This is a genomic window from Xanthobacteraceae bacterium, from assembly GCA_019454205.1.
Taxonomy (GTDB): Bacteria; Pseudomonadota; Alphaproteobacteria; order Rhizobiales; family Xanthobacteraceae.
Map to the genome: position 1 here is coordinate 158,071 of CP075369.1, position 19,152 is coordinate 177,222.

17 protein-coding genes are annotated in these 19,152 nt (G+C 62.9%); 10 read left to right on the plus strand and 7 right to left on the minus strand.

Annotated elements, in window-relative coordinates; translation table 11 throughout:
* The first annotated feature begins 16 nt into the window (after positions 1-16).
* Genes KF794_00720 through KF794_00740 form a run of 5 tightly spaced genes read left to right on the plus strand, consistent with a single transcriptional unit; the run spans position 17 to position 5,518 of the window.
* Positions 17-745 (plus strand): CpaD family pilus assembly protein, encoded by a 729-nt coding sequence (locus tag KF794_00720; protein QYK45276.1) that lies wholly within the window; start codon positions 17-19, stop codon positions 743-745.
* Positions 746-2,005, plus strand: a complete 1,260-nt coding sequence (locus KF794_00725) for a CtpF protein (protein QYK45277.1) — start codon at positions 746-748, stop codon at positions 2,003-2,005.
* Positions 2,006-2,043: 38 nt separating this feature from the next.
* A complete protein-coding gene (locus KF794_00730; protein QYK45278.1) occupies positions 2,044-3,540 on the plus strand; it encodes a CpaF family protein in 1,497 nt (498 codons plus the stop codon).
* 9 nt (positions 3,541-3,549) lie between these two features.
* Entirely contained in the window at positions 3,550-4,530 is a 981-nt protein-coding gene (locus KF794_00735; protein ID QYK45279.1) for a type II secretion system F family protein, read from the plus strand.
* 10 nt (positions 4,531-4,540) lie between these two features.
* Positions 4,541-5,518, plus strand: coding sequence for a type II secretion system F family protein (locus tag KF794_00740; GenBank protein QYK45280.1), 978 nt, complete (start codon positions 4,541-4,543; stop codon positions 5,516-5,518).
* Positions 5,519-5,589: 71 nt separating this feature from the next.
* Here KF794_00740 and KF794_00745 read toward each other — a convergent pair whose 3' ends face one another.
* Positions 5,590-6,378, minus strand: coding sequence for a tetratricopeptide repeat protein (locus KF794_00745; protein ID QYK45281.1), 789 nt, complete (start codon positions 6,376-6,378; stop codon positions 5,590-5,592).
* 157 nt (positions 6,379-6,535) lie between these two features.
* Here KF794_00745 and KF794_00750 point away from each other — a divergent pair, with 157 nt between their 5' ends.
* The 4 genes from KF794_00750 (at position 6,536) to KF794_00765 (ending at position 9,801) form a co-directional block, all read left to right on the plus strand.
* Entirely contained in the window at positions 6,536-7,912 is a 1,377-nt protein-coding gene (locus KF794_00750; protein ID QYK45282.1) for a leucyl aminopeptidase family protein, read from the plus strand.
* Between the two features lie 62 nt (positions 7,913-7,974).
* Positions 7,975-8,325 carry a MarR family transcriptional regulator gene (locus tag KF794_00755; GenBank protein ID QYK45283.1) on the plus strand — a complete coding sequence of 117 codons (351 nt, stop codon included), beginning with the start codon at positions 7,975-7,977 and terminating at the stop codon, positions 8,323-8,325.
* Entirely contained in the window at positions 8,322-9,170 is an 849-nt protein-coding gene (locus KF794_00760) for a C40 family peptidase (protein ID QYK45284.1), read from the plus strand. Before KF794_00755 ends, KF794_00760 begins: the two co-directional genes overlap by 4 nt.
* Positions 9,171-9,222: 52 nt before the next feature.
* Complete coding sequence (locus KF794_00765) at positions 9,223-9,801, plus strand: NAD(P)H-dependent oxidoreductase (GenBank protein QYK45285.1); 579 nt, start codon at positions 9,223-9,225, stop codon at positions 9,799-9,801.
* Here KF794_00765 and KF794_00770 read toward each other — a convergent pair whose 3' ends face one another.
* The 6 genes from KF794_00770 to KF794_00795 form a co-directional block, all read right to left on the minus strand.
* The gene (locus tag KF794_00770) at positions 9,802-11,427 is read right to left on the minus strand and encodes an ABC transporter ATP-binding protein (protein QYK45286.1); all 1,626 of its coding nucleotides are present in this window, start codon (positions 11,425-11,427) and stop codon (positions 9,802-9,804) included.
* Positions 11,424-12,614: an ABC transporter permease gene (locus KF794_00775; protein QYK45287.1), complete on the minus strand. Its 1,191-nt coding sequence runs from the start codon at positions 12,612-12,614 to the stop codon at positions 11,424-11,426. Before KF794_00775 ends, KF794_00770 begins: the two co-directional genes overlap by 4 nt.
* A gap of 1 nt (position 12,615) precedes the next feature.
* The gene (locus KF794_00780; protein ID QYK45288.1) at positions 12,616-13,743 is read right to left on the minus strand and encodes a microcin C ABC transporter permease YejB; all 1,128 of its coding nucleotides are present in this window, start codon (positions 13,741-13,743) and stop codon (positions 12,616-12,618) included.
* Positions 13,744-13,794: 51 nt separating this feature from the next.
* Positions 13,795-15,645, minus strand: a complete 1,851-nt coding sequence (locus KF794_00785; protein QYK45289.1) for an ABC transporter substrate-binding protein — start codon at positions 15,643-15,645, stop codon at positions 13,795-13,797.
* The gene (locus KF794_00790) at positions 15,642-17,492 is read right to left on the minus strand and encodes an ABC transporter substrate-binding protein (GenBank protein ID QYK45290.1); all 1,851 of its coding nucleotides are present in this window, start codon (positions 17,490-17,492) and stop codon (positions 15,642-15,644) included. Before KF794_00790 ends, KF794_00785 begins: the two co-directional genes overlap by 4 nt.
* Positions 17,493-17,613: 121 nt before the next feature.
* Complete coding sequence (locus tag KF794_00795; GenBank protein QYK45291.1) at positions 17,614-18,219, minus strand: cytochrome c family protein; 606 nt, start codon at positions 18,217-18,219, stop codon at positions 17,614-17,616.
* 170 nt (positions 18,220-18,389) lie between these two features.
* On the opposite strand from KF794_00795, the gene KF794_00800 reads away from it, so the two are divergent.
* Entirely contained in the window at positions 18,390-19,145 is a 756-nt protein-coding gene (locus KF794_00800) for a 3-deoxy-manno-octulosonate cytidylyltransferase (protein QYK45292.1), read from the plus strand.
* The last annotated feature ends 7 nt before the right edge of the window (positions 19,146-19,152 follow it).

Genomic DNA, 19,152 nt, shown 5'->3' on the forward strand with positions numbered 1-19,152 from the left:
GTCAGTGGAGCGTGTGATGTCGGTATCAAGCGTGTTTCGGGTTCGCTGCCGCGCGGCGCTCCTCGTCGGCCTTTTCTCTCTCGCAGTCGCGGGTTGTCAGTCCGACCGGATCGTGACCGGCGGAATTCCGCATGACTATCGCGATCGTCATCCGATCCAGATCGCGGAAGGCGAACACGCGGTGCAGATGTTCGTCGGCTCCGGCCGCGCAGGTCTGACGCCGGAACAGCGCGCGCTCGGTGGCAGCCTTGCCGCGCAGTGGCGCCGTTATGGTTCGGGGCCGCTGACGATCCAGATTCCGCAAGGCGTCGCCAACGAGGTTTCGTCGAGCCGCACCATCAAGGAATTGCGCAGCCTGCTCTCCGCGTCCGGCGTGCCGCCGCGCGCGATTCAGGTTCGCAGCTATCAGCCGCAGAGCGCGGCGAACGTCGCACCGATCCTGCTGACCTTCCCGACCACGCGCGCACAGGTGGCAAATCGCTGCCACGCCGGCGTGGACGACCTGGGACCGACACCGACATTCCGCTCGATGAACAACGAGCCGTATTCGAACTTCGGCTGCGCGACGCAGCACAACCTCGCGCAATCGGTCGCCAATCCCGAAGACCTCGTGCAGCCGCGCGCAGAGAATCCGGCTTATGCCGCGCGCCGCCGCACCGTCGTCGACAAATATCGTCAGGGCCAGGATCCCTCGACCACCTATCAGACCAATTCCAACGGCCGTGTGAGCACAGTGGGACAGTAAATGAGACCGGCACCCGCCATAGATCCTAATTCCGTCGCCGCGGAGCCGGAGCGTCACATCGCTCCGGTGCCGCGCATTACGATTCAGGCGTTCTGCGAAACCGCCGAGCTTGCCCATGCCGTGCAGTCGGCAGGCGCGGACCGGCGCATGGCGCGCGCGCATCTTAAGGTTTCGATGGGCGGGCTTGCCGCTGCGGACGAAGCCTATCGCAACGCCTCGACGCCGAACGTGATCATGATCGAATACAACGGTCATGGAAACGCGCTGCTGGAAGGCCTCGACCGTCTGGCGGAAGTCTGCGACGCGGGCACCAAGGTTATCGTTGTCGGCCGCGTCAACGACATCATTCTGTATCGCGAACTCACCCGCCGCGGCGTCAGCGATTATCTGGTTTCTCCGCTCTCGACGCTCGATATCGTCGCGTCGATCTCCGGCCTGTTCTCGGCGGCCGATGCCAAGCCGGTAGGACGGATTATCGGCGTGCTTGGCGCAAAGGGCGGCGTCGGCGCATCTACCGTTGCGCATAACATCGCGTTTGCGATTGCGCGCGATCTCGCGATTGACGCCGTGGTAGCGGACCTCGACCTGCCGTTCGGCACCGCGGGCCTCGATTTCAATCAGGACCCGCCGCAAGGCATTGCGGATGCGGTGTTCTCTCCCGACCGCGTCGATACGGCCTTCATCGACCGCCTGCTCTCGAAATGCACGGATCACCTGAGCCTGCTTGCTTCGCCGGCGACGCTGGATCGCGAATACGATTTCTCGCCGGAAGCCATCGAGCCGGTGCTCGATACGCTGCGCGGCTCTGTGCCCTATATCGTGCTCGACCTGCCGCATCTTTGGAGCGGATGGGCGAAGCGCGCGCTGACCGGCGCCGACGAACTCCTCATCGTCGCTGCGCCGGATCTGCCCAACCTTCGTAACGCGAAAAACATCTACGACTTCGCGAAAGCCGCGCGCCCGAACGACAAGGCGCCGATGTACCTGCTCAATCAGGTCGGCATTCCGAAGCGTCCGGAAGTCCGCACCGCTGATTTCGCGAAAGCGCTCGAAGCCGAGCCGGTCGCGATCATACCGTTCGAGCCGCAGTTATTCGGCACCGCTTCGAACAACGGGCAGATGATCGCGGAAGTCGCCGCGAAGCATAAAACCGCCGATACCTTCCTCAGCGTCGCGAAGATGATCACCGGCCGCGCGGAAGCCAAGGCACAGAAAAAAGACTTCCTCTCGCCGCTGCTGGCGCGGCTGAAGCGGAAGTAAGCGAAAAGAAATTGGCGTAAGCCGGGTCGAGGTCGTTCATGTTCGGCAAGAGAGGTTCAGGCGGAAACGCAGGCGTCCGGGAAATGGCCCCGCCGCCCGCGCCGAGCGTGCCGCAGCAGCCGGCGCCCGGCGTTGCGTTGCCGCCGCGGGTGGTTTCCGATTTTGCGCCGGCCGCCCCCCCGCCGCGCACGCCTTCCGTTCCGGCACCGCCGATCGCTCCGGCGCCGGTGATGAGCAACCAGCGCTCCGAGAGCTTCTACGAGGTCAAAGGCCAGATCTTCGGCGCACTGATCGAGGCGATCGATCTTACCCAGCTTGCGAAGCTGGAACCGATCGCGGCACGCGAGGAAATCCGCGACATCGTTACCGAAATCATCGCGATCAAGAACGTTGTGATGTCGATTGCCGAGCAGGAAGAACTGCTCGACGACATCTGCAACGACGTGCTTGGCTACGGTCCGCTGGAGCCGCTGCTTGCCCGCGACGACATCGCCGACATCATGGTGAACGGCTCGGACACGGTCTACATCGAAGTCAAAGGCAAGATTCAGCAGACCGGCATCCGCTTCCGCGACAACCAGCAGCTTCAGAACATCTGCCAGCGCATCGTGAGCCAGGTCGGCCGCCGCGTGGACGAAGCTTCGCCGATTTGCGACGCGCGCTTGCCCGACGGCTCCCGTGTCAACGTGATCGTGCCACCGCTCTCCATCGATGGCCCCGCGCTCACCATTCGTAAGTTCAAGAAGGACAAGCTGAAGCTGGACGATCTCGTCAAGTTCGGCTCGATTTCGGCGCAGGGTTCGGAGTTGCTGAAAATCATCGGCCGCTGCCGCGTGAACACGCTGATCTCCGGTGGTACCGGCTCCGGTAAGACCACGCTGCTCAATTGCATGACCGCGAACATCGACAACGATGAGCGTATCATCACCTGTGAAGACGCGGCCGAATTGCAGCTTCAGCAGCCGCATGTAGTGCGCCTCGAAACGCGGCCGCCGAACCTCGAAGGCGAGGGTCAGGTGACGATGCGCGATCTGGTGCGGAACTGTCTGCGTATGCGTCCCGAACGCATCATCGTCGGCGAAGTCCGCGGACCCGAGGCGTTCGACCTGTTGCAGGCCATGAACACCGGCCATGACGGCTCGATGGGTACGCTGCACGCGAACTCTCCGCGCGAAGCGCTGTCCCGTCTCGAATCCATGATCACGATGGGCGGCTTCTCGCTGCCGCCGCGCACCATCCGCGAAATGGTGGTGTCGTCGATTGACGTTATCATTCAGGCGTCGCGTATGCGCGACGGCTCGCGCCGTATCACGCATGTCACCGAAGTGGTCGGCATGGAAGGCGAAGTCGTCACGACGCAGGACCTCTACGTCTTCGAATATCTCGGTGAGGACGCGAACGGCAACATCATCGGCCGCCACCGTTCCACTGGCATCGGCCAGCCGCGGTTCTGGGATCGCGCAAAATATTACGGCGAGCAGGTGCGTCTGGCGGAAGCGCTCGACGCCTCCGAAACGGACGACTTCAAGCGATAGGCGCGTGACATGAGTTCGATGGCCTTCGCATTCCTGATCACTGTCGCCGTCGGCGGCGTAGCTTACGTTTTTCTCTATCCGCTGATCTCCGGCGAGCGGCGCGCGGAGCAGCGCGTTCGCGAAATCTCGGCGGACGAGATTCATGCAAAACGCAAGAACAAGGGCGCGACCGACAGCACGACCCTGCGCAAGCAGCAGGTCGAGGAAACGCTGAAGCAGCTCGAGCAGCGCCAGAAGAACGTCAAGAACCCGCCCATCGAAATTCGCCTCAAGCAGGCGGGTCTCCAGACCACGAAGAAGACCTTCTTCATCATGAGCGGCGTGGTCGGTCTCGTTGCCGGTTTTCTCGTTTTCACCTTTAGCGGAAATCCGCTGATCGCGCTGCCCGCCGGCGGTGCGGCTGCGTTCGGCCTGCCGCGTTGGGTGATCGGCTACCTGAAGAAGAAGCGCGAGAAGAAATTCATCGAAGAGCTTCCGAACGCCATCGACGTCATCGTGCGCGGCGTGAAGGCGGGTCTTCCGGTCGGCGACTGTATCCGCATTGTCGCGAGCGAGACCAGCGAGCCGGTGAAAGGCGAATTCCGCACCATCGCTGAAGGACAGGCAATCGGCATGTCGCTCGGCGAGTCGGCGACGAAGTTGTTCGAGCGCGTGCCGCTGGCGGAAGCCAATTTCTTCGGCATCGTGCTTTCGATTCAGCAGTCCGCGGGCGGTAACCTCTCCGAGGCGCTGGGCAACCTTTCGCGCGTGCTGCGCGAGCGCAAGAAGATGGCAGGCAAGATCAGGGCGATGAGTATGGAAGCCAAGGCTTCCGCCGGCATCATCGCTTCGCTGCCCTTCGCGGTGATGCTGCTCGTCTATCTGACCAGCCCCGGCTACATCGAATTGCTCTGGACCACCGATACCGGCCGCGTGCTGATGGCCGGCTCGGCCCTGTGGATGTCGATCGGCGTCTTTGTCATGAAGCGCATGATCAATTTCGACTTCTAGGAACGCGCGTATGGTCGATCTCATTTACAGCAAGCTCAGCGACCCGCGTTTCATGACGACGCTGCTCACGGCGATTGCCGTGATCGCGACGATCTACACGCTGGCGATGCCCTACATCTCCGGCGATAGCCTCGACCGCCGCATGAAGACGCTGGCGGTGGAACGCGGCAAGATCCGCGCCCGCGAGCGCGAGAAGCTGGCGCGCGGCGAGAAGGTGAACCTGCGCCCCACGCCGAAGGCGTTCATGCAGGGGATCGTCGACAAGCTCGATCTGAAGAAGTGGCTCGGCGAGGAAGAAATAAAAGCGACGCTGGTACAGGCCGGTTATCGCGGGCAGGGACCGCAGACCACGTTCCTGTTCTTCCGGCTGATCATGCCGATCATCATGTTCTGCTTCGCGATCTTCTACCTGTTCGTGCTGGTGGATATCGGCCAGCCCGCAATGGTGCGCATCGCCATCTGTCTCGGCGCGGCGTTCCTCGGCATGAAGCTGCCGCAGCTGTTCCTGAAGAACATGATCACGCGGCGGCAGACCTCCATCCGCCGTGCTTTCCCCGATGCGCTCGACCTGCTCCTGATCTGCGTCGAATCCGGCATGTCCATCGACGCCGCGTTCAAGCGCGTCAGCCAGGAAATCGGCTCGCAATCGGTGCCGCTGGCCGAGGAGTTCACGCTGACCACGGCCGAGCTTTCGTATTTGCAGGACCGCCGCCAGGCGTTCGAAAATCTTTCCGCGCGCACCGGCATCGACGGCGTGAAGGCGGTTTGTACCGCACTGATTCAGGCCGAGCGCTACGGTACGCCGCTGGCGCAGGCGTTGCGCGTGCTCGCACAGGAAATCCGCGACCAGCGCATGGCCGAAGCGGAGAAGAAGGCCGCGGCACTGCCGCCAAAGCTCACCGTGCCGATGATCCTGTTCTTCCTGCCGGTGCTGTTCATCGTGATCATGGGTCCGGCTGCAATCCGCGTCATGACCGAGATCAAGTAACGCCGGCGAAGACTCGCAAATAAAAAAGCGCCCGCTTCCGGGCGCTTTTTTATTCCGGCAATTGCTTTCGGTTAAGAGCGCGGATGGTTCCGCGGCTGCTGCTGATCCTTGATCATCTGACGGAGCGCGGCGACGTTCTCGCGGGCTTCGTCGGGCGGCAGGTCGCCAGCTGCGATTCTTTCGGCTTCCTCGAACTTGCCTTGCAGCGCCAGCGACAGCGCAAGGTTCTGGCGCACGCGGCGGTCGGCGCGCGGATGATCGGCGGCGCGGCGCAGGGTCGCCTCCGCCTGTTTGAGGTCTTTCGACAGAATGTAGGAAAGACCGAGGTTCGAGAGAATCGACGGTTCTTCCGGCACGATCTTGAGCGCGGTCTGGTAGAAGCGGCGCGCTTCCTTGTAGTTGCCGAGCTGATCGTAAATCGCGCCCTGCGCGTTCAGGATGCGCCAGTCCGGCCGGTCGGGCGTATGCGAGCGCGACAGCACGTCGAGCGCCTGCTGCAAGCGGCCGACATCGGCGAGCGCGCGGCCATATTCGGCGAGCAGCCCTTTGTGTTTCGGATTCTTGATCGAAGCCTGTTCGAGTACGGCGACTGCCTGCGCGCGCTGGTCGGTGCGGCGCAACGCCTGCGCATAGGCGATGGCGGCTGCCGGGTCGCTGTCGTTCGCGCGGTAGCGGTCGCCGAGCCGGTCCACGTTTTCGCGGGCCTGCTCCTGTGTCGGCGGCGTCGGGATCGAGCCGGTTATGTCGGGATTCTGTTTCGCGGCGCATGCGCCGAGCGAAATCGCGAGCGCGGCTGCAATCGCAATGCGCGAAACGCCGTTCAGGAAGCCGTGGTGAACGGCGGAGGAGGGGTACTGCATACAACAAGCTCCGTGACGGCTCGCTGCAAGCGGTCCGTCGCACGGGGCAGCAATAATCCATTAACCCTAATAGGCCGTTAAACCGGCTGCTTTCGCGTGATTCCGGGCCGTGGTAGAGGGCGAAAACCCCGCATTTTCCAAGCGTTTGAGCGATTCCATGCATCCCACCCTTGCCGCCTCTTCAAGCAACGCCAAGCCGGTCTGGTGCGTCGATGACGCAAGCTGGAAGAAGGTCGAGGCCGGGCTTCCCGCCGCAGCGCGCGCATTCGCTAAGGCCGCGGGCTTTCAGGCGGAAGCGGGCCGGCATCTTCTGCTCCCCGATGCGAAGGGCGAAATCGCAGGCTGCCTGTTCGGGCTGGGCAAGACGGATGCGAAGGACCGCGATCCGTTTCTCGCAGGCAAGCTCGCGAACGTGCTGCCCGGCGGCGACTGGACCTTCGCGCGCGCGCCGGAAAATGCGCGCCTTGCCGTCCTCGCCTTCGCGCTCGGTTCGTATCGTTTTACGAAGTACCGTCCGCAGAAAGGCGAGCGCCCGCGCCTCGTCGTGCCGTCCGGCGTCGATGGCGCGGAGATTACGCGCATCGCGGAAGGGGTTTCGCTGGCGCGCGATCTCGTCAACACCCCCGCGAACGATCTCGGCCCGGCCGAGCTGGAAGCCGCGGTGCGCGCACTCGGAAAGAAACATCGCGCGAAAGTATCCAGCATCGTCGGCACGGCGCTGTTGAAGAAAAACTTTCCGCTGGTCTATGCCGTCGGACAGGGCAGCGACCGCGCGCCGCGCATCCTCGATCTGGTTTGGGGGAAATCCTCGCATCCGAAGGTGACGCTGGTCGGCAAGGGCGTGTGCTTCGATACCGGCGGCCTCGACATCAAGCCCGACAGCGCCATGCTGCTGATGAAGAAGGACATGGGCGGCGCCGCGGCCTCGCTCGCGCTCGCGCACATGATCATGAGCGCGAAGCTGCCCGTGCGTTTGCGTGTCATCATTCCGGCGGTGGAGAATTCGATCTCCGGCATTGCCTTCCGTCCCGGCGATATTTTCCGGAGCCGCAAGGGCATCACCGTCGAGATTGGCAACACGGACGCTGAAGGACGGCTCGTGCTCGCCGATGCGCTTGCATGGGGCGACGAGGAAAAGCCGGATCTGATGATCGACTTCGCCACGCTCACCGGCGCGGCGCGCGTCGCGCTCGGCCCGGAAATTCCTCCCGCCTTCACCGACGACGACAAGCTCTGGAATGATCTCGCGCGCTTCGCGGCAAGCGAGAGCGATCCGCTGTGGCGGATGCCGCTCTGGCGTTCGTACATGTCGATGCTGGATTCGAAAATCGCCGACACCAACAATGTTGGCGGCGGCCATGCGGGCGCGATCACGGCCGCGCTGTTCCTCTCCAAATTCGTCGCACAGGCGAAAAGCTGGATGCACCTCGACATCTTCGCGTGGAATCCGAAGGAAAGGCCGGGCCGTCCCGAAGGCGGCGAAGCCCATTCCGTGCGTGCGCTGTTCGCGCTGTTAACCGAACGCTACGGCTGAGGCTTGCGCGGCAGGGCGCGCGCTGAAATGATACGGCTCCGAAACGAATTATACAGGCTGCCGTGGCCGTCGATCTTCGTCCTTCGCAGGCGCTGAAACTGCTGCATGACGTGAACTACGCGATGGTGCGCGACGACGATCGCGACCTGTCGGCGCGGCAGCTTACGATCCTGCTCACTGTTTATCTCGAACAGCCGCCGCATACGGTGCGCGGGCTGGCTGCGAAGCTCAATGTCACGAAGCCGGTGATCACGCGTGCGCTCGATACGATGGGCCGGATGGAATTGTTGCAGCGCCGCCGCGACCCTTCCGACCGGCGCAATGTCGTCGTGCAGCGGACGGTGAAGGGCGCGCTCTATGTCGAGCGGCTCGGCGATCTCGTCCGCGAGAAAGCGAAAGACCTGCCGCTATGACGGCTGCGTTCGACCGCAGGCTGACGCCCGCACGGCCCGATCTCGCCGCCGCGCACCTGCGCGGTAAGGTGGAAGCCACGCGCTTCGCCGAAGGCACGCCGATGCGTGTCGTCGCATCTTCTGCGCCGTTGCGCGCGCAGCCTTCGCCGGAAATGCCGCTCGATACGCAGGCGCTGCATGGCGAGATATTCACTGTTTATGAATCGACCGAAGAAGGCTGGTCGTGGGGGCAGCTTGTTCGGGATGGTTATGTCGGCTGGCTGCCGAGCGAAGCGCTCTCGCAGAAAATCGAATCCGCCACCCACCGCGTGCGCGCGCTGCGCGCGCTTGTGTTTCCGAAGCCCGACATCAAGTCGCCGCTACTGCGCGCGCTGCCGTTCGGCAGCCTGCTTGCCGCGCGCGAGGAGCGTGAAAACTTCATAACGCTGGCCGACGGCGGCTTCGTTCCGAAACAGCATGTGGCAGCAGCGGACTATCGCGAGAAAGATTTCGTCGAAGTCGCAGCCCGCTTTCTCGGCACGCCATACCTGTGGGGCGGGAAAACTGCGTCGGGCCTCGATTGCTCCGGCCTCGTGCAGGTCGCGCTGCAAAGCGCGGGAACGGAATCCCCGCGCGACAGCGACATGCAGCAGGCGCTAGGCAGGAGCATCGGCACGGATATTTCCATTGCCGCGCGCGGCGACCTCGTATTCTGGAAAGGTCACGTCGGCATCGTTTCCGGCGAGAACCGGCTGCTGCACGCTAACGCGCATCACATGATGGTCGCGGAAGAACCGCTCGACGCTGCGGCCGCCAGAATCGCCAGTGGCGGTTCCGAAATTCTCGCCATCCGGCGGCCCCGCTGAGCGGTTGACCGGCGTCAAAGGCGCGTGGCGTAACCCGCGCTAGCATGCACGGATGAGCAGGCGCATCCTCGTCATCGACGGCCATCCCGATCCCGACCCGGCGCGGTTATGCCATGCCCTCGCGGGGGCATACCGGGACGCTGCCGCGTCTGCCGGGCATGAAGTGAAGACGATCGAAATTGCTTCCGCCGGCATCGACTGCCTTCGCGACCGCGCAGGCTGGGAACGCGGGCAACCCGATCGGAAAGTGAGCGAGGCGCAAGCCGCCATCGCATGGGCTGACCATCTCGTCATTGTTTACCCGCTATGGCTCGGCGCGCCGCCGGCGCTGCTCAAGGGCTTCTTCGAGCAGGTGCTGCGGCCCGGCTTCGCGTTTAAGCCGGAACGGATGTCGCTCTCGCCCGGATTATTGAAGGGAAAGACCGCCCGCATCGTGGTGACGATGGGGATGCCCGCATTTTTATATCGCTGGTTCTTCTTCGCGCACACGTTGCGCAGCCTGAAGCGCAACATCCTGCGCTACAGCGCCATCACGCCCGCGGGCGATACTCTGGTCGGACCGGTGGATAAACCCGGCGTCAGCGCGAAAGCACTGGAGACGATGCGCGCGCTGGGGTCGGCAGCGCGCTGACTATTCCTGCACCCCGGCGTGGGTTTCGAGCGAAAACGCCGCCGCGAACAGCGCGCGCGTATATTCCTGCTCCGGGTTCTTGAACAGGCGTTCCGAAGGTCCCTGTTCGACGATCTTTCCGTTCTGCATCACCATGACATGGCTTGCGAGTGCGGCGACCACGCGCAGGTCGTGGCTGATGAACAGGTAGGTGAGGTCGCGTTTCTTCTGCAATTCGCGGAACAGATCGACGATCTGCGACTGCACCAGCATGTCGAGCGCGCTGGTCGGTTCGTCGAGCACGATGAACTCCGGCTCCAGCACCATGACGCGCGCAACCGCGATGCGCTGGCGTTGTCCGCCGGAGAATTCGTGCGGATAGCGGTGCCGCGTTTCCGGGTCGAGGCCGACATCGGCGAGCGCCCGCGCGGCGCGCTCGTCGCGCTGTTCCGCCGTCAGCGAAGGCTGATGTACGCGCAGGCCCTCGGAAACGATCTCGCTGATGGAAAGGCGCGGCGACAGCGAACCGTAGGGGTCCTGAAACACGATCTGCATGTGGCGGCGGAGCGGCCGCATCTTCTTGAATTTCAACCCCTGAATCGGATTGCCGAGGAAAACGATCGGCCCCTCGCTGGAGATAAGGCGCAATAACGCAAGACCCAGCGTGGTCTTGCCGGAACCGGATTCGCCGACCACGCCGAGCGTCTCGCCTTTGCGGATTTTAAGCGTGACGCCATCGACCGCCTTGACGTGACCCACCACGCGGCGAAACAGCCCGCGCCGGATCGGATACCAGACTTTCAAATCGTCGGTTTCGACGATGGCGGGCGCATCCGGCTGCGGCGGCGCGGATTGCGGCTTCGGCTCCGCCGCAAGCAGGGCCTTGGTGTAGGGGTGCTGCGGGTTCCTGAAGATTTCCGCGACCGTGCCCTGTTCGACGATCTTGCCCTGTTTCATCACGCAGACGCGGTCCGCGATCTTGCGCACGATGTTGAGGTCATGGGTGATGAACATCATCGCCATGCCGAGCCGCCCCTGCATCTCTTTCAGCAGCTTCAGGATCTGCGCCTGCACGGTGACGTCGAGCGCGGTGGTCGGCTCGTCGGCGATGAACAGCTTCGGCTCGTTGGCAATCGCAAGCGCGATCATCACGCGCTGACGCTGGCCGCCGGAAAGCTGATGCGGGAAATCGGAAAGCCGCGTCTCCGGATCACGGATACCGACCTCGCGCAGCAGTTCGACCACGCGGCTGCGCGCTGCGTCGCCTTTGATTCCGCGATGCAGCTCCAGCGTCTCTGCGATCTGCCGCTCGATGGTGTGCAGCGGATTGAGCGAGGTCATCGGCTCCTGGAACACCATCGTGATGTCGTTGCCACGGACCTTGCGAATCTCGTTCTCGTTCATTTTCAGCAGGTCGCGGCCTTCGAACAGGATTTCGCCGCTCGGATGATGCGCAGAGCCGGGCAGGAGCTTCAGCACCGAAAGCCCTGTCACGGACTTGCCGGAGCCGGATTCGCCGACGATGGCGACGGTCTCGCCGCGCTTGATGTCGAAGGAAACGTTGTCGACCGCGCGCACTTCCCCGCCGCCTTGCCGGAAGGCGATGGAGAGGCCGTTGACCGCGAGCAGGGTTTCGCCGGCGCTCATGTGAAAGTCTTTCGCGGGTCCAGCGCATCGCGTACCGCTTCACCGATGAAGATGAGCAGTGTCAGCAGGATTGCGACCGTGAAGAACCCGGTGAAGGCCAGCCAGGGCGCATGCAGGTTGCTGCGCGCCTGATTGAGCAATTCGCCGAGCGATGGATAACCGGGCGGCAGACCGAAGCCCAGATAGTCGAGCGCGGTCAGCGTGCCGACCGATCCGGCAAGGATGAACGGCATGGAGGTGAGCGTGGCCACCATCGCATTCGGCAGGATGTGGCGGAACATCAGCACGCGGTTGGAGACGCCAAGCGCCCGCGCGGCGCGCACATATTCGAAGTTGCGCGCACGTAGGAACTCGATGCGGACCACGCCGACCAGCGCCGTCCATGAAAACAGTAGTAGAATTCCAAGCAGGATGAAGAAGCCCTGCGGCAGCACCGCCGCGATGATCAGGAGCACGTAAAGCGTCGGTACCGATGTCCAGATCTCGATGAAGCGCTGGAACAGAAGATCGGTCCAGCCACCGAAATATCCCTGCACCGCACCGGCCGCGATGCCGATTACGCTGGAGACCAGCGTGAGGACGAGTCCGAACAGCACGGAAATCCGGAAGCCGTAAATGATGCGCGCCAGCACATCGCGGGTTGCGTTGTCGGTGCCGAGCCAGTTCTTGTCGAGCGAGGCGCAGCCTTCGCCGCCGCGTTTCTCTGCCGTCGCTTTACATTCCGCTTCCGTATAGAGCCAGGTCGGCTTCGATGGTGCCGGCGAGGGGATATCAAGGTTGCGCGTGGTGTAATGGAAGCGGATCGGCGGCCACAGGATGAAGCCGCCCTTGTCATTGATCTGCTTCTGGAACGCCGCGTCATGATACTCGGCGATAATCCCCTGATCGAGATCGTCCTTGGTGAAGGTCGAAAGCTCATAGGATTTCAGGAACGGGTAATAGTATTTGCCTTCGTAGGAAATCAGGTACGGCTCGTTCGCGATCAGTTCGGCGAATAGCGTAATCACGAACAGGATCGAGAAAATCCAGAGCGACCAGTATCCGCGCCGGTGGCGTTTGAAGTTGTCCCAGCGCCGCTGGTTGAGCGGCGAAAGGCGGGATTTCTTCTTCGGCGTGGCCGCCGGTTCGGAGTCTTTCGGCAGTGCGGCGTCCGGCTGCATGACCGCGGGCGGAACGAGTTGATCCATCTCAGACCTCGCGCGTCTCGAAATCGATCCGCGGATCGACCCATGTGAGGATGAGATCGGAGATCAGGCCCATGATCAGTCCGAGCAGCGAGAAAATATAAAGAGTAGCGAATACGATCGGATAATTGCGCTTCACGACCGCCTCGAAGCCGAGCAGGCCGAGGCCGTCGAGGGAGAAAATCTGCTCGATCAGCAGCGAGCCGGTGAAGAATGCGCCGATGAACGTCGCCGGGAAGCCCGCGATGATCAGCAGCATGGCATTGCGGAATACATGGCCGTAGAGCACCTGCCGCTCGCTCAGGCCCTTCATGCGCGCCGTCATCACATATTGCTTGCGGATTTCGTCGAGAAAGAAGTTTTTCGTGAACAGCGTCATCGTCGTGAAAGCGCCGATCACCATTGCGGTCAGCGGCAGTGCGAGGTGCCAGAAGTAATCGGCAATCTTTCCGTACCAGGTCAGCTCGTCCCAGTTATCGGACGTCAGCCCGCGCAACGGGAACGCCGAACTCAAACCGAACGGCAGGTTGAGCGAACCACCAGCGAACAGCGTGATCAGCAGGATCGCGAACAGGAGCGACGGGATCGCGTAGCCCACGACGATCAGCATGGAAGTCACGCTGTCGAAGCGCGTGCCGTCGCGCACCGCTTTCGCGATGCCGAGCGGAATGGCGATGATATAAGTGAGGAGCGTGATCCAGAGGCCGAGCGAGATCGAAACCGGTAGCTTCTGCTTGATCAGCTCCAGCACCGTCGCGTCGTGGAAGAAGCTCTTGCCGAAATCGAAACGCGCGTAGTCCCACAGCAGCTTCAGGAAGCGCTCGTGCGCGGGCTTGTCGAAGCCGAACTGCTTCTCAAGGTCCTTAATGATTTGTGGGTCCAGACCCTGCGCGCCGCGGTAGCGCGAGGAGGAGGGGTCGATGCCGGTATTGCCCGGCGCGCCCTGCCGGAAAACCTCGCTGCCGGTGCGGTTGATCTGGTCGGAGGTGGAAAGGTCCGATCCGGTCAGTTGCGCGATGGCCTGTTCCACCGGACCACCGGGCGCGAACTGAATGATCACGAAGGATACGAGCATGATCCCGAGCACGGTCGGAATCATCAGGAGCAGGCGGCGGACGATATATGCGAGCATCGATGCCTCAGGCCGTAAGGTAGGACAAACTGCGCGGCTTCGTTCGTGGCGTCAATCGGCGCGGGCGCGCCACCAGGTTTCCGGAATGCCGCGGCCGTAGCGCGGCTTGTCTTTCGGCCGCGCGAATACGTCCCAGTAGGCGATCCAGTGGTTGCCCTTGAACCACTGCGGCACCCAGTAATGGCCCGCGCGCAATACGCGGTCGAGCGCGCGGCAGGCGAAGGTCAGGTCGGCACGCGATTTTGCCTCGACGATTTTCTCGATCAGCGCATCGACAGCCGGATCCTTGATACCGGCGAGATTTTGCGTGCCGTTTATGCCGGCGGCCTCCGACGAGAAGTAAGTGCGTAACGATTCTCCCGGCGTCACGCCGAGATTGAAGCGCTGCACGGTCGCGTCGAAATCGAAACTGTCGATACGTGCGCGGAATTGCACCGGGTCGACCTGCCGCAGGCTGGCCTGAATGCCGATGCGTCCGAGATTGTCGATCAGGGCGGCGTGGTGCGGCTGGAAGGACGGATCGTCGATCAGGAACTCGATCGCGATGCCCTGTCCCTTGTCGTTGACGCGGCGATTGTCGCGCATGTCGTATCCGGCTTCGCGCAGCAGGTTCACGGCGCGGCGAAGCAGGTTGCGGTCGCGGCCGCTGCCGTCGCTTGGCGGCGGCAGATAGGCTTCCCCGAATACGCCATCGGGAACCTTGCCGCGGAAGGGTTCGAGCAGCGCCAGTTCTTCCGGCGAAGGCTTGCCCTTCGCTTCCGCGTCGGAGTTCTGGAAGAACGAATAGGTCCGCTCGAACGAGCTGAACATGACGTTGCGGTTGGTCCACTCGAAATCGAAAGCGAGGCCGACCGCTTCGCGCACGCGCGGATCCTGCAATTGCGGGCGCCGGGTGTTCAGGAACCAGCCCTGCGCGCCAGACGGCGTCTGGTCGGGAAGAACCTCGCGTTTCACGCGGCCGTCGCGAAGCGCGGGAAAGTCGTACTGGTTCGCCCAGATGCGGGACGTGAATTCCTCGCGGAACAGATAGTTGCGCGCGGTGAAGCCCTGAAACGCGACGTCCCGGTCGCGATAGAATTCGTAGCGGATGACGTCAAAGTTGTGCAGGCCGCGTGCGACGTTGAGATTCTCCGCCCACCAGTTGCCGACGCGATTGTATTCGATGAAGCGGCCCGGCTCGAAACGGCCGACGCGATAGGGACCGGAACCGAGCGGAATTTCGAGGTTGGAGTCCTCGAAGTTGCGGCCCTTGTAATAGGCTTCCGAGAAAATCGGCAGCCCCGCAACGATCAGCGGAATCTCGCGGCCGCGGGTTTTCACGAAACGGACAGTGACCGTGCCGTCGCCTTCCGCCTCGACCTGCTCGAAGTCGCGCAACAACTGCCGCAGGATGGCGTGGCCTTTTTCCTTCAGCGTACGCAGTGAGAACACCACGTCGCGCGCCGTAATGCGCGTGCCGTCGTGAAACTTCGCTTCCGGCCGCAGGTGAAAGCGATAGGTGAGGCCGTCGTCCGAGACCGAGACCGCGCGCGCGGCAAGGCCATACATCGCATCCGGCTCGTCCAGCGCGCGCGTCATCAGCGTCGCGAAGGTCAGTTCCATGCCGAGCGCGGCGTCGCCCTTCTGGATGTAGGAGTTCAGCGTGTTGAAGGTATTGAACGACTGGTTGAACTGCCGCGTCGCGCCGACATGAGAGAACGCGCCGCCTTTCGGAGCGGCCGGGTTCACATAGTCGAAGTGCGGAAAGTTGGCCGGATATTTCAGGTCGCCGAATGCCGAGATGCCATGCCGTTCAGCGCTCGCAGGCGTCTGCGCACGAAGCGGAAGTGCGAAACTCGCACCGGCGGCGGCGCCGAGCGCGAGTACGTTGCGGCGGGAAAGGCCGGGCGCGCGGCGCTTCACTTCTGGCGTCCCACCTTTTCCGCGCGCTTCTCGTCGAACCACCAGATTTCCGGAAAGCCGTAGGAATATTCGGGAAGTTTATCCGGCCGCCCGAAACGGTCCCAGCGCGCGGTGCGCGAATAGCCGATGGTCCAGGTCGGCACCACGTAGCGGTTCCAGATCAACACGCGGTCGAGCGCACGCGTCGCGGCGATCAGTTCTTCGCGGTCTTTCGCGTAGATCACCTTGTCGATCAGCGCATCGACCGCCGCGTCTTTTATGCCGGCATAGTTGCCCGACCCCGGACGGTCAGCGGCCTCCGAACCGAAATAGTCGCGCTGCTCGTTGCCGGGGGAGAGCGATTGGCCCCACCCGCCGATGATCGCTTCGAAATCGCGCGAGCGAACCCTGTTCTGGTATTGCGAAGCATCGACGGTGCGCACCGTCCACTGCACGCCGAGGCGGCGCAGGTCTTCGCCGTAGAACAAGATGATGCGCTCGAACGCCGGGCTGACGATCAGGAATTCGATCGAGAATACCTCGCCGGTCTTTGCGTTCATCAGCTTACCGTCTTTCACGACATAACCGGCTTCGCGGAACAGCCGCGCGGCTTCGCGCAGGTTATCGCGCTTCGATTCCGGCTTGAGATATTCGGGATTTCTGTAGACGGTCGTGAACACTTCCGGCGGCACCTTGTCGCGCACCGTTTCGAGGATTTCGAGTTCCTTGCCCTGCGGCAGGCCGGAGAAGGCGAGTTCGGTGCCGCTGAAATACGAGGCGATGCGCTCGTACTGCCCGAAGAACAGCGTCTTGTTCATATCTTCGAAGTTCATCGCGTAGTTCAGCGCGAGCCGGACACGCGGGTCTTTGTATTTTTCTAGGCGCAGGTTCAGCAGCACGGCCTGCATCGCGCCGCGCGCCTTTTCGGGGAAGGTTTCGAGGATGACGCGCTTGTCCTTGCGCGCAGGAAAATCGTAGGCCGTGGCCCAGTCTTTCGCGACCGTCTCGACGCGGAAATCGAACTGGTCAGCCTTGAAGGCCTCTAGCTCGATCGCGTTGTCGCGGAAATATTCGTAGCGGATCTCGTCGAAGTTATCGCGGCCGATATTCACCGGGAGCTTCGCGCCCCAGTAATCCTTCACGCGTTCATAGGCGACGGTACGTCCCGACACGAAATTCTTGACGCGATACACGGCCGAACCGAGTGGAAGTTCCAGCGTACCGTTTGCGATGCTGCGCTTGTTGCCGTTCGCGTCGGTGCCGGTCCACCAGTGTTTCGGCAGCGGCGCAATCTGGCCGACGATCAGCGGCAGTTCGCGGTTGCCCGGCTTGTCGAATGTGAAGGTCACCTCGCGTTCGCCGGTTTTCTCCGCCTTCACGACGTTGCGGTAATAGTAGCGAAGGCGCGGATTGTTCTCCTTCAGCATTTCCAGCGTCCAGATCACGTCTTCCGGCGTGATCGGCTGGCCGTCATGCCAGCGCGCTTCCTTGCGCAGCCGGTATGTGACCGAAGAGAAGTCGGCCGGATGCCGCACCGACTCCGCGATCAAGCCGTACTCGGAGGAAACCTCGTCGAGCGAACTGGCCATCAGCGTATCGTAGATCAGCGTAATGCCGCCCGCCGCCGAGCCGCGCGGAATGACGTGGTTGAAGCTGTCGAAGGTGCCTTCCGTGCCCATGCGCAAGAGGCCGCCTTTCGGCGCATCGGGATTCACATAATCGAAGCGCTTGAAATCGGCGGGATATTTCAATTCGCCGAGCAGCGAGAGACCGTGCCGCCAGGGAGTTTCCTGTGCGGACAATCCGGTCAGTGCGGCGATGGAAACGAGGCAGGCGAAAAGCGCGGGGCGAAGCAGATTCGGCGTCACAAAATACCTCCGTCGAACCCCCGGAAGGGCCAATGTCGGCGGAGATTATGACCGTTTTTTCGCGGGAGGGCCAAAACGCAATCCCGCGAGCGCGGGATTGCGGCAATCCGGCAGTGCCGGATTAATGCTTCGGCGCTTCTTCTTTTTTCGGCTCGCCTTGCTTCGGCTCGCCCTGCGGGGCAGCAGCCTCGGGCTTCGGAAGTTCGCCCGGCTTGTCGGAGTTTTTGTTCAGGTAGACGATCAGCGCGGCGCGGTCGGTGGCGCGGCGGATGCCGAGGAACGTCATAGAGGTGCCCGGAACAGTCTTGCCCGGGTTCTCGAGAAACTTGTCGAGCGCCTCGATGGTCCAGTTGCCGCCCTTCGCCTTCATCGGCGCCGAGTAGTTGAACCCGGTGGCGGATGCGACCGGACGATTCACGACGCCATAGAGTTCAGGCCCCACCTTGTTCGGGCCGCCCTTGGCGAAGTCGTGGCAGGCAACGCACTGGCGCGCGATCGAAGCGCCTTTATCGGGGTTGGCTTCGGCGAGCAGGTTCTCGAACGGAACTACAGGTTCGGCCGGACCCTTTTGCTTGGCTTCTTTCGGATCGGCCGCAGCGATCTCGTAACCGGCCTTTGCAGGGACGGGATTGGAGAACAGGCCGCCCGTCACGATGCTGAGCGAGAGCATGAACAGGAGCGTGCCCAGCACGGCTCCCATAATTTTATTCAGTTCGAAGCCGTCCATCGGGCCGCTATTCCGGAAAATTGACCGGTGCCGGCGTCCCGGCACCCCCATCGTTAGGCAGACGTAACCCTTTGCCTCAATAGAGGCAACCCGTATAACCCGCGCGCCGCTGCTACCTTCTGCCGCCGTTTTTCCGGTGGCCGGAGGGGCAAAACCGGGCCGGTTTTCCGATGTCTACCACCCCTTCAGCCATTGTTCTGATCCCGGCGCGGATGCAGGCGACCCGCCTGCCGGGGAAGCCGTTGGCCGACATCGGCGGCAGGCCGATGATTCTCCATGTTCTCGATCGCGCCCGCGAAGCGGCGATCGGTCCGGTAGTTGTCGCGACCGACGACGAGGCCATTCGTTCGGCTGTGGAGGCTGCGGGCGGGCAAGCAGTCATGACCCGCGCGGATCACCCTTCCGGTTCGGACCGTATTTTCGAGGCGCTCGGCAAGGCCGATCCTTCGGGCGCATCGCCGGTCGTGGTCAATTTGCAGGGCGACCTTCCCACGCTCGCACCGGATGCGATTCGTGCGTCCGTGACCGCGCTGATCGAGGCGCAGGCCGATATCGCGACGCTGGCCTCCGTCATCGCGGACGAAGCGGAGAAGAAAGACCCGAACGTGGTGAAGGTGGTCGGTACGCCGTCCGGCGCCAGGCGCCTGCGCGCTCTCTACTTCACCCGCGCGACCGCGCCGCATGGCGACGGCCCGCTCTATCACCACATCGGCATCTATGCGTACCGGCGCGAGGCGCTGTCGCGTTTCGTGTCGCTGCCGCCGAGCGCGCTGGAGAAACGCGAGCGGCTGGAGCAGCTGCGCGCGCTCGAAGCGGGAATGCGCATCGAGGTTGCGCTCGTTGACGGTGTTCCGCTCGGTGTCGATACTCCCGCCGACCTCGAAAAGGCCCGCGCGTTGCTCGCGCAAAACAAACAAACGATCTGAAGCGAAC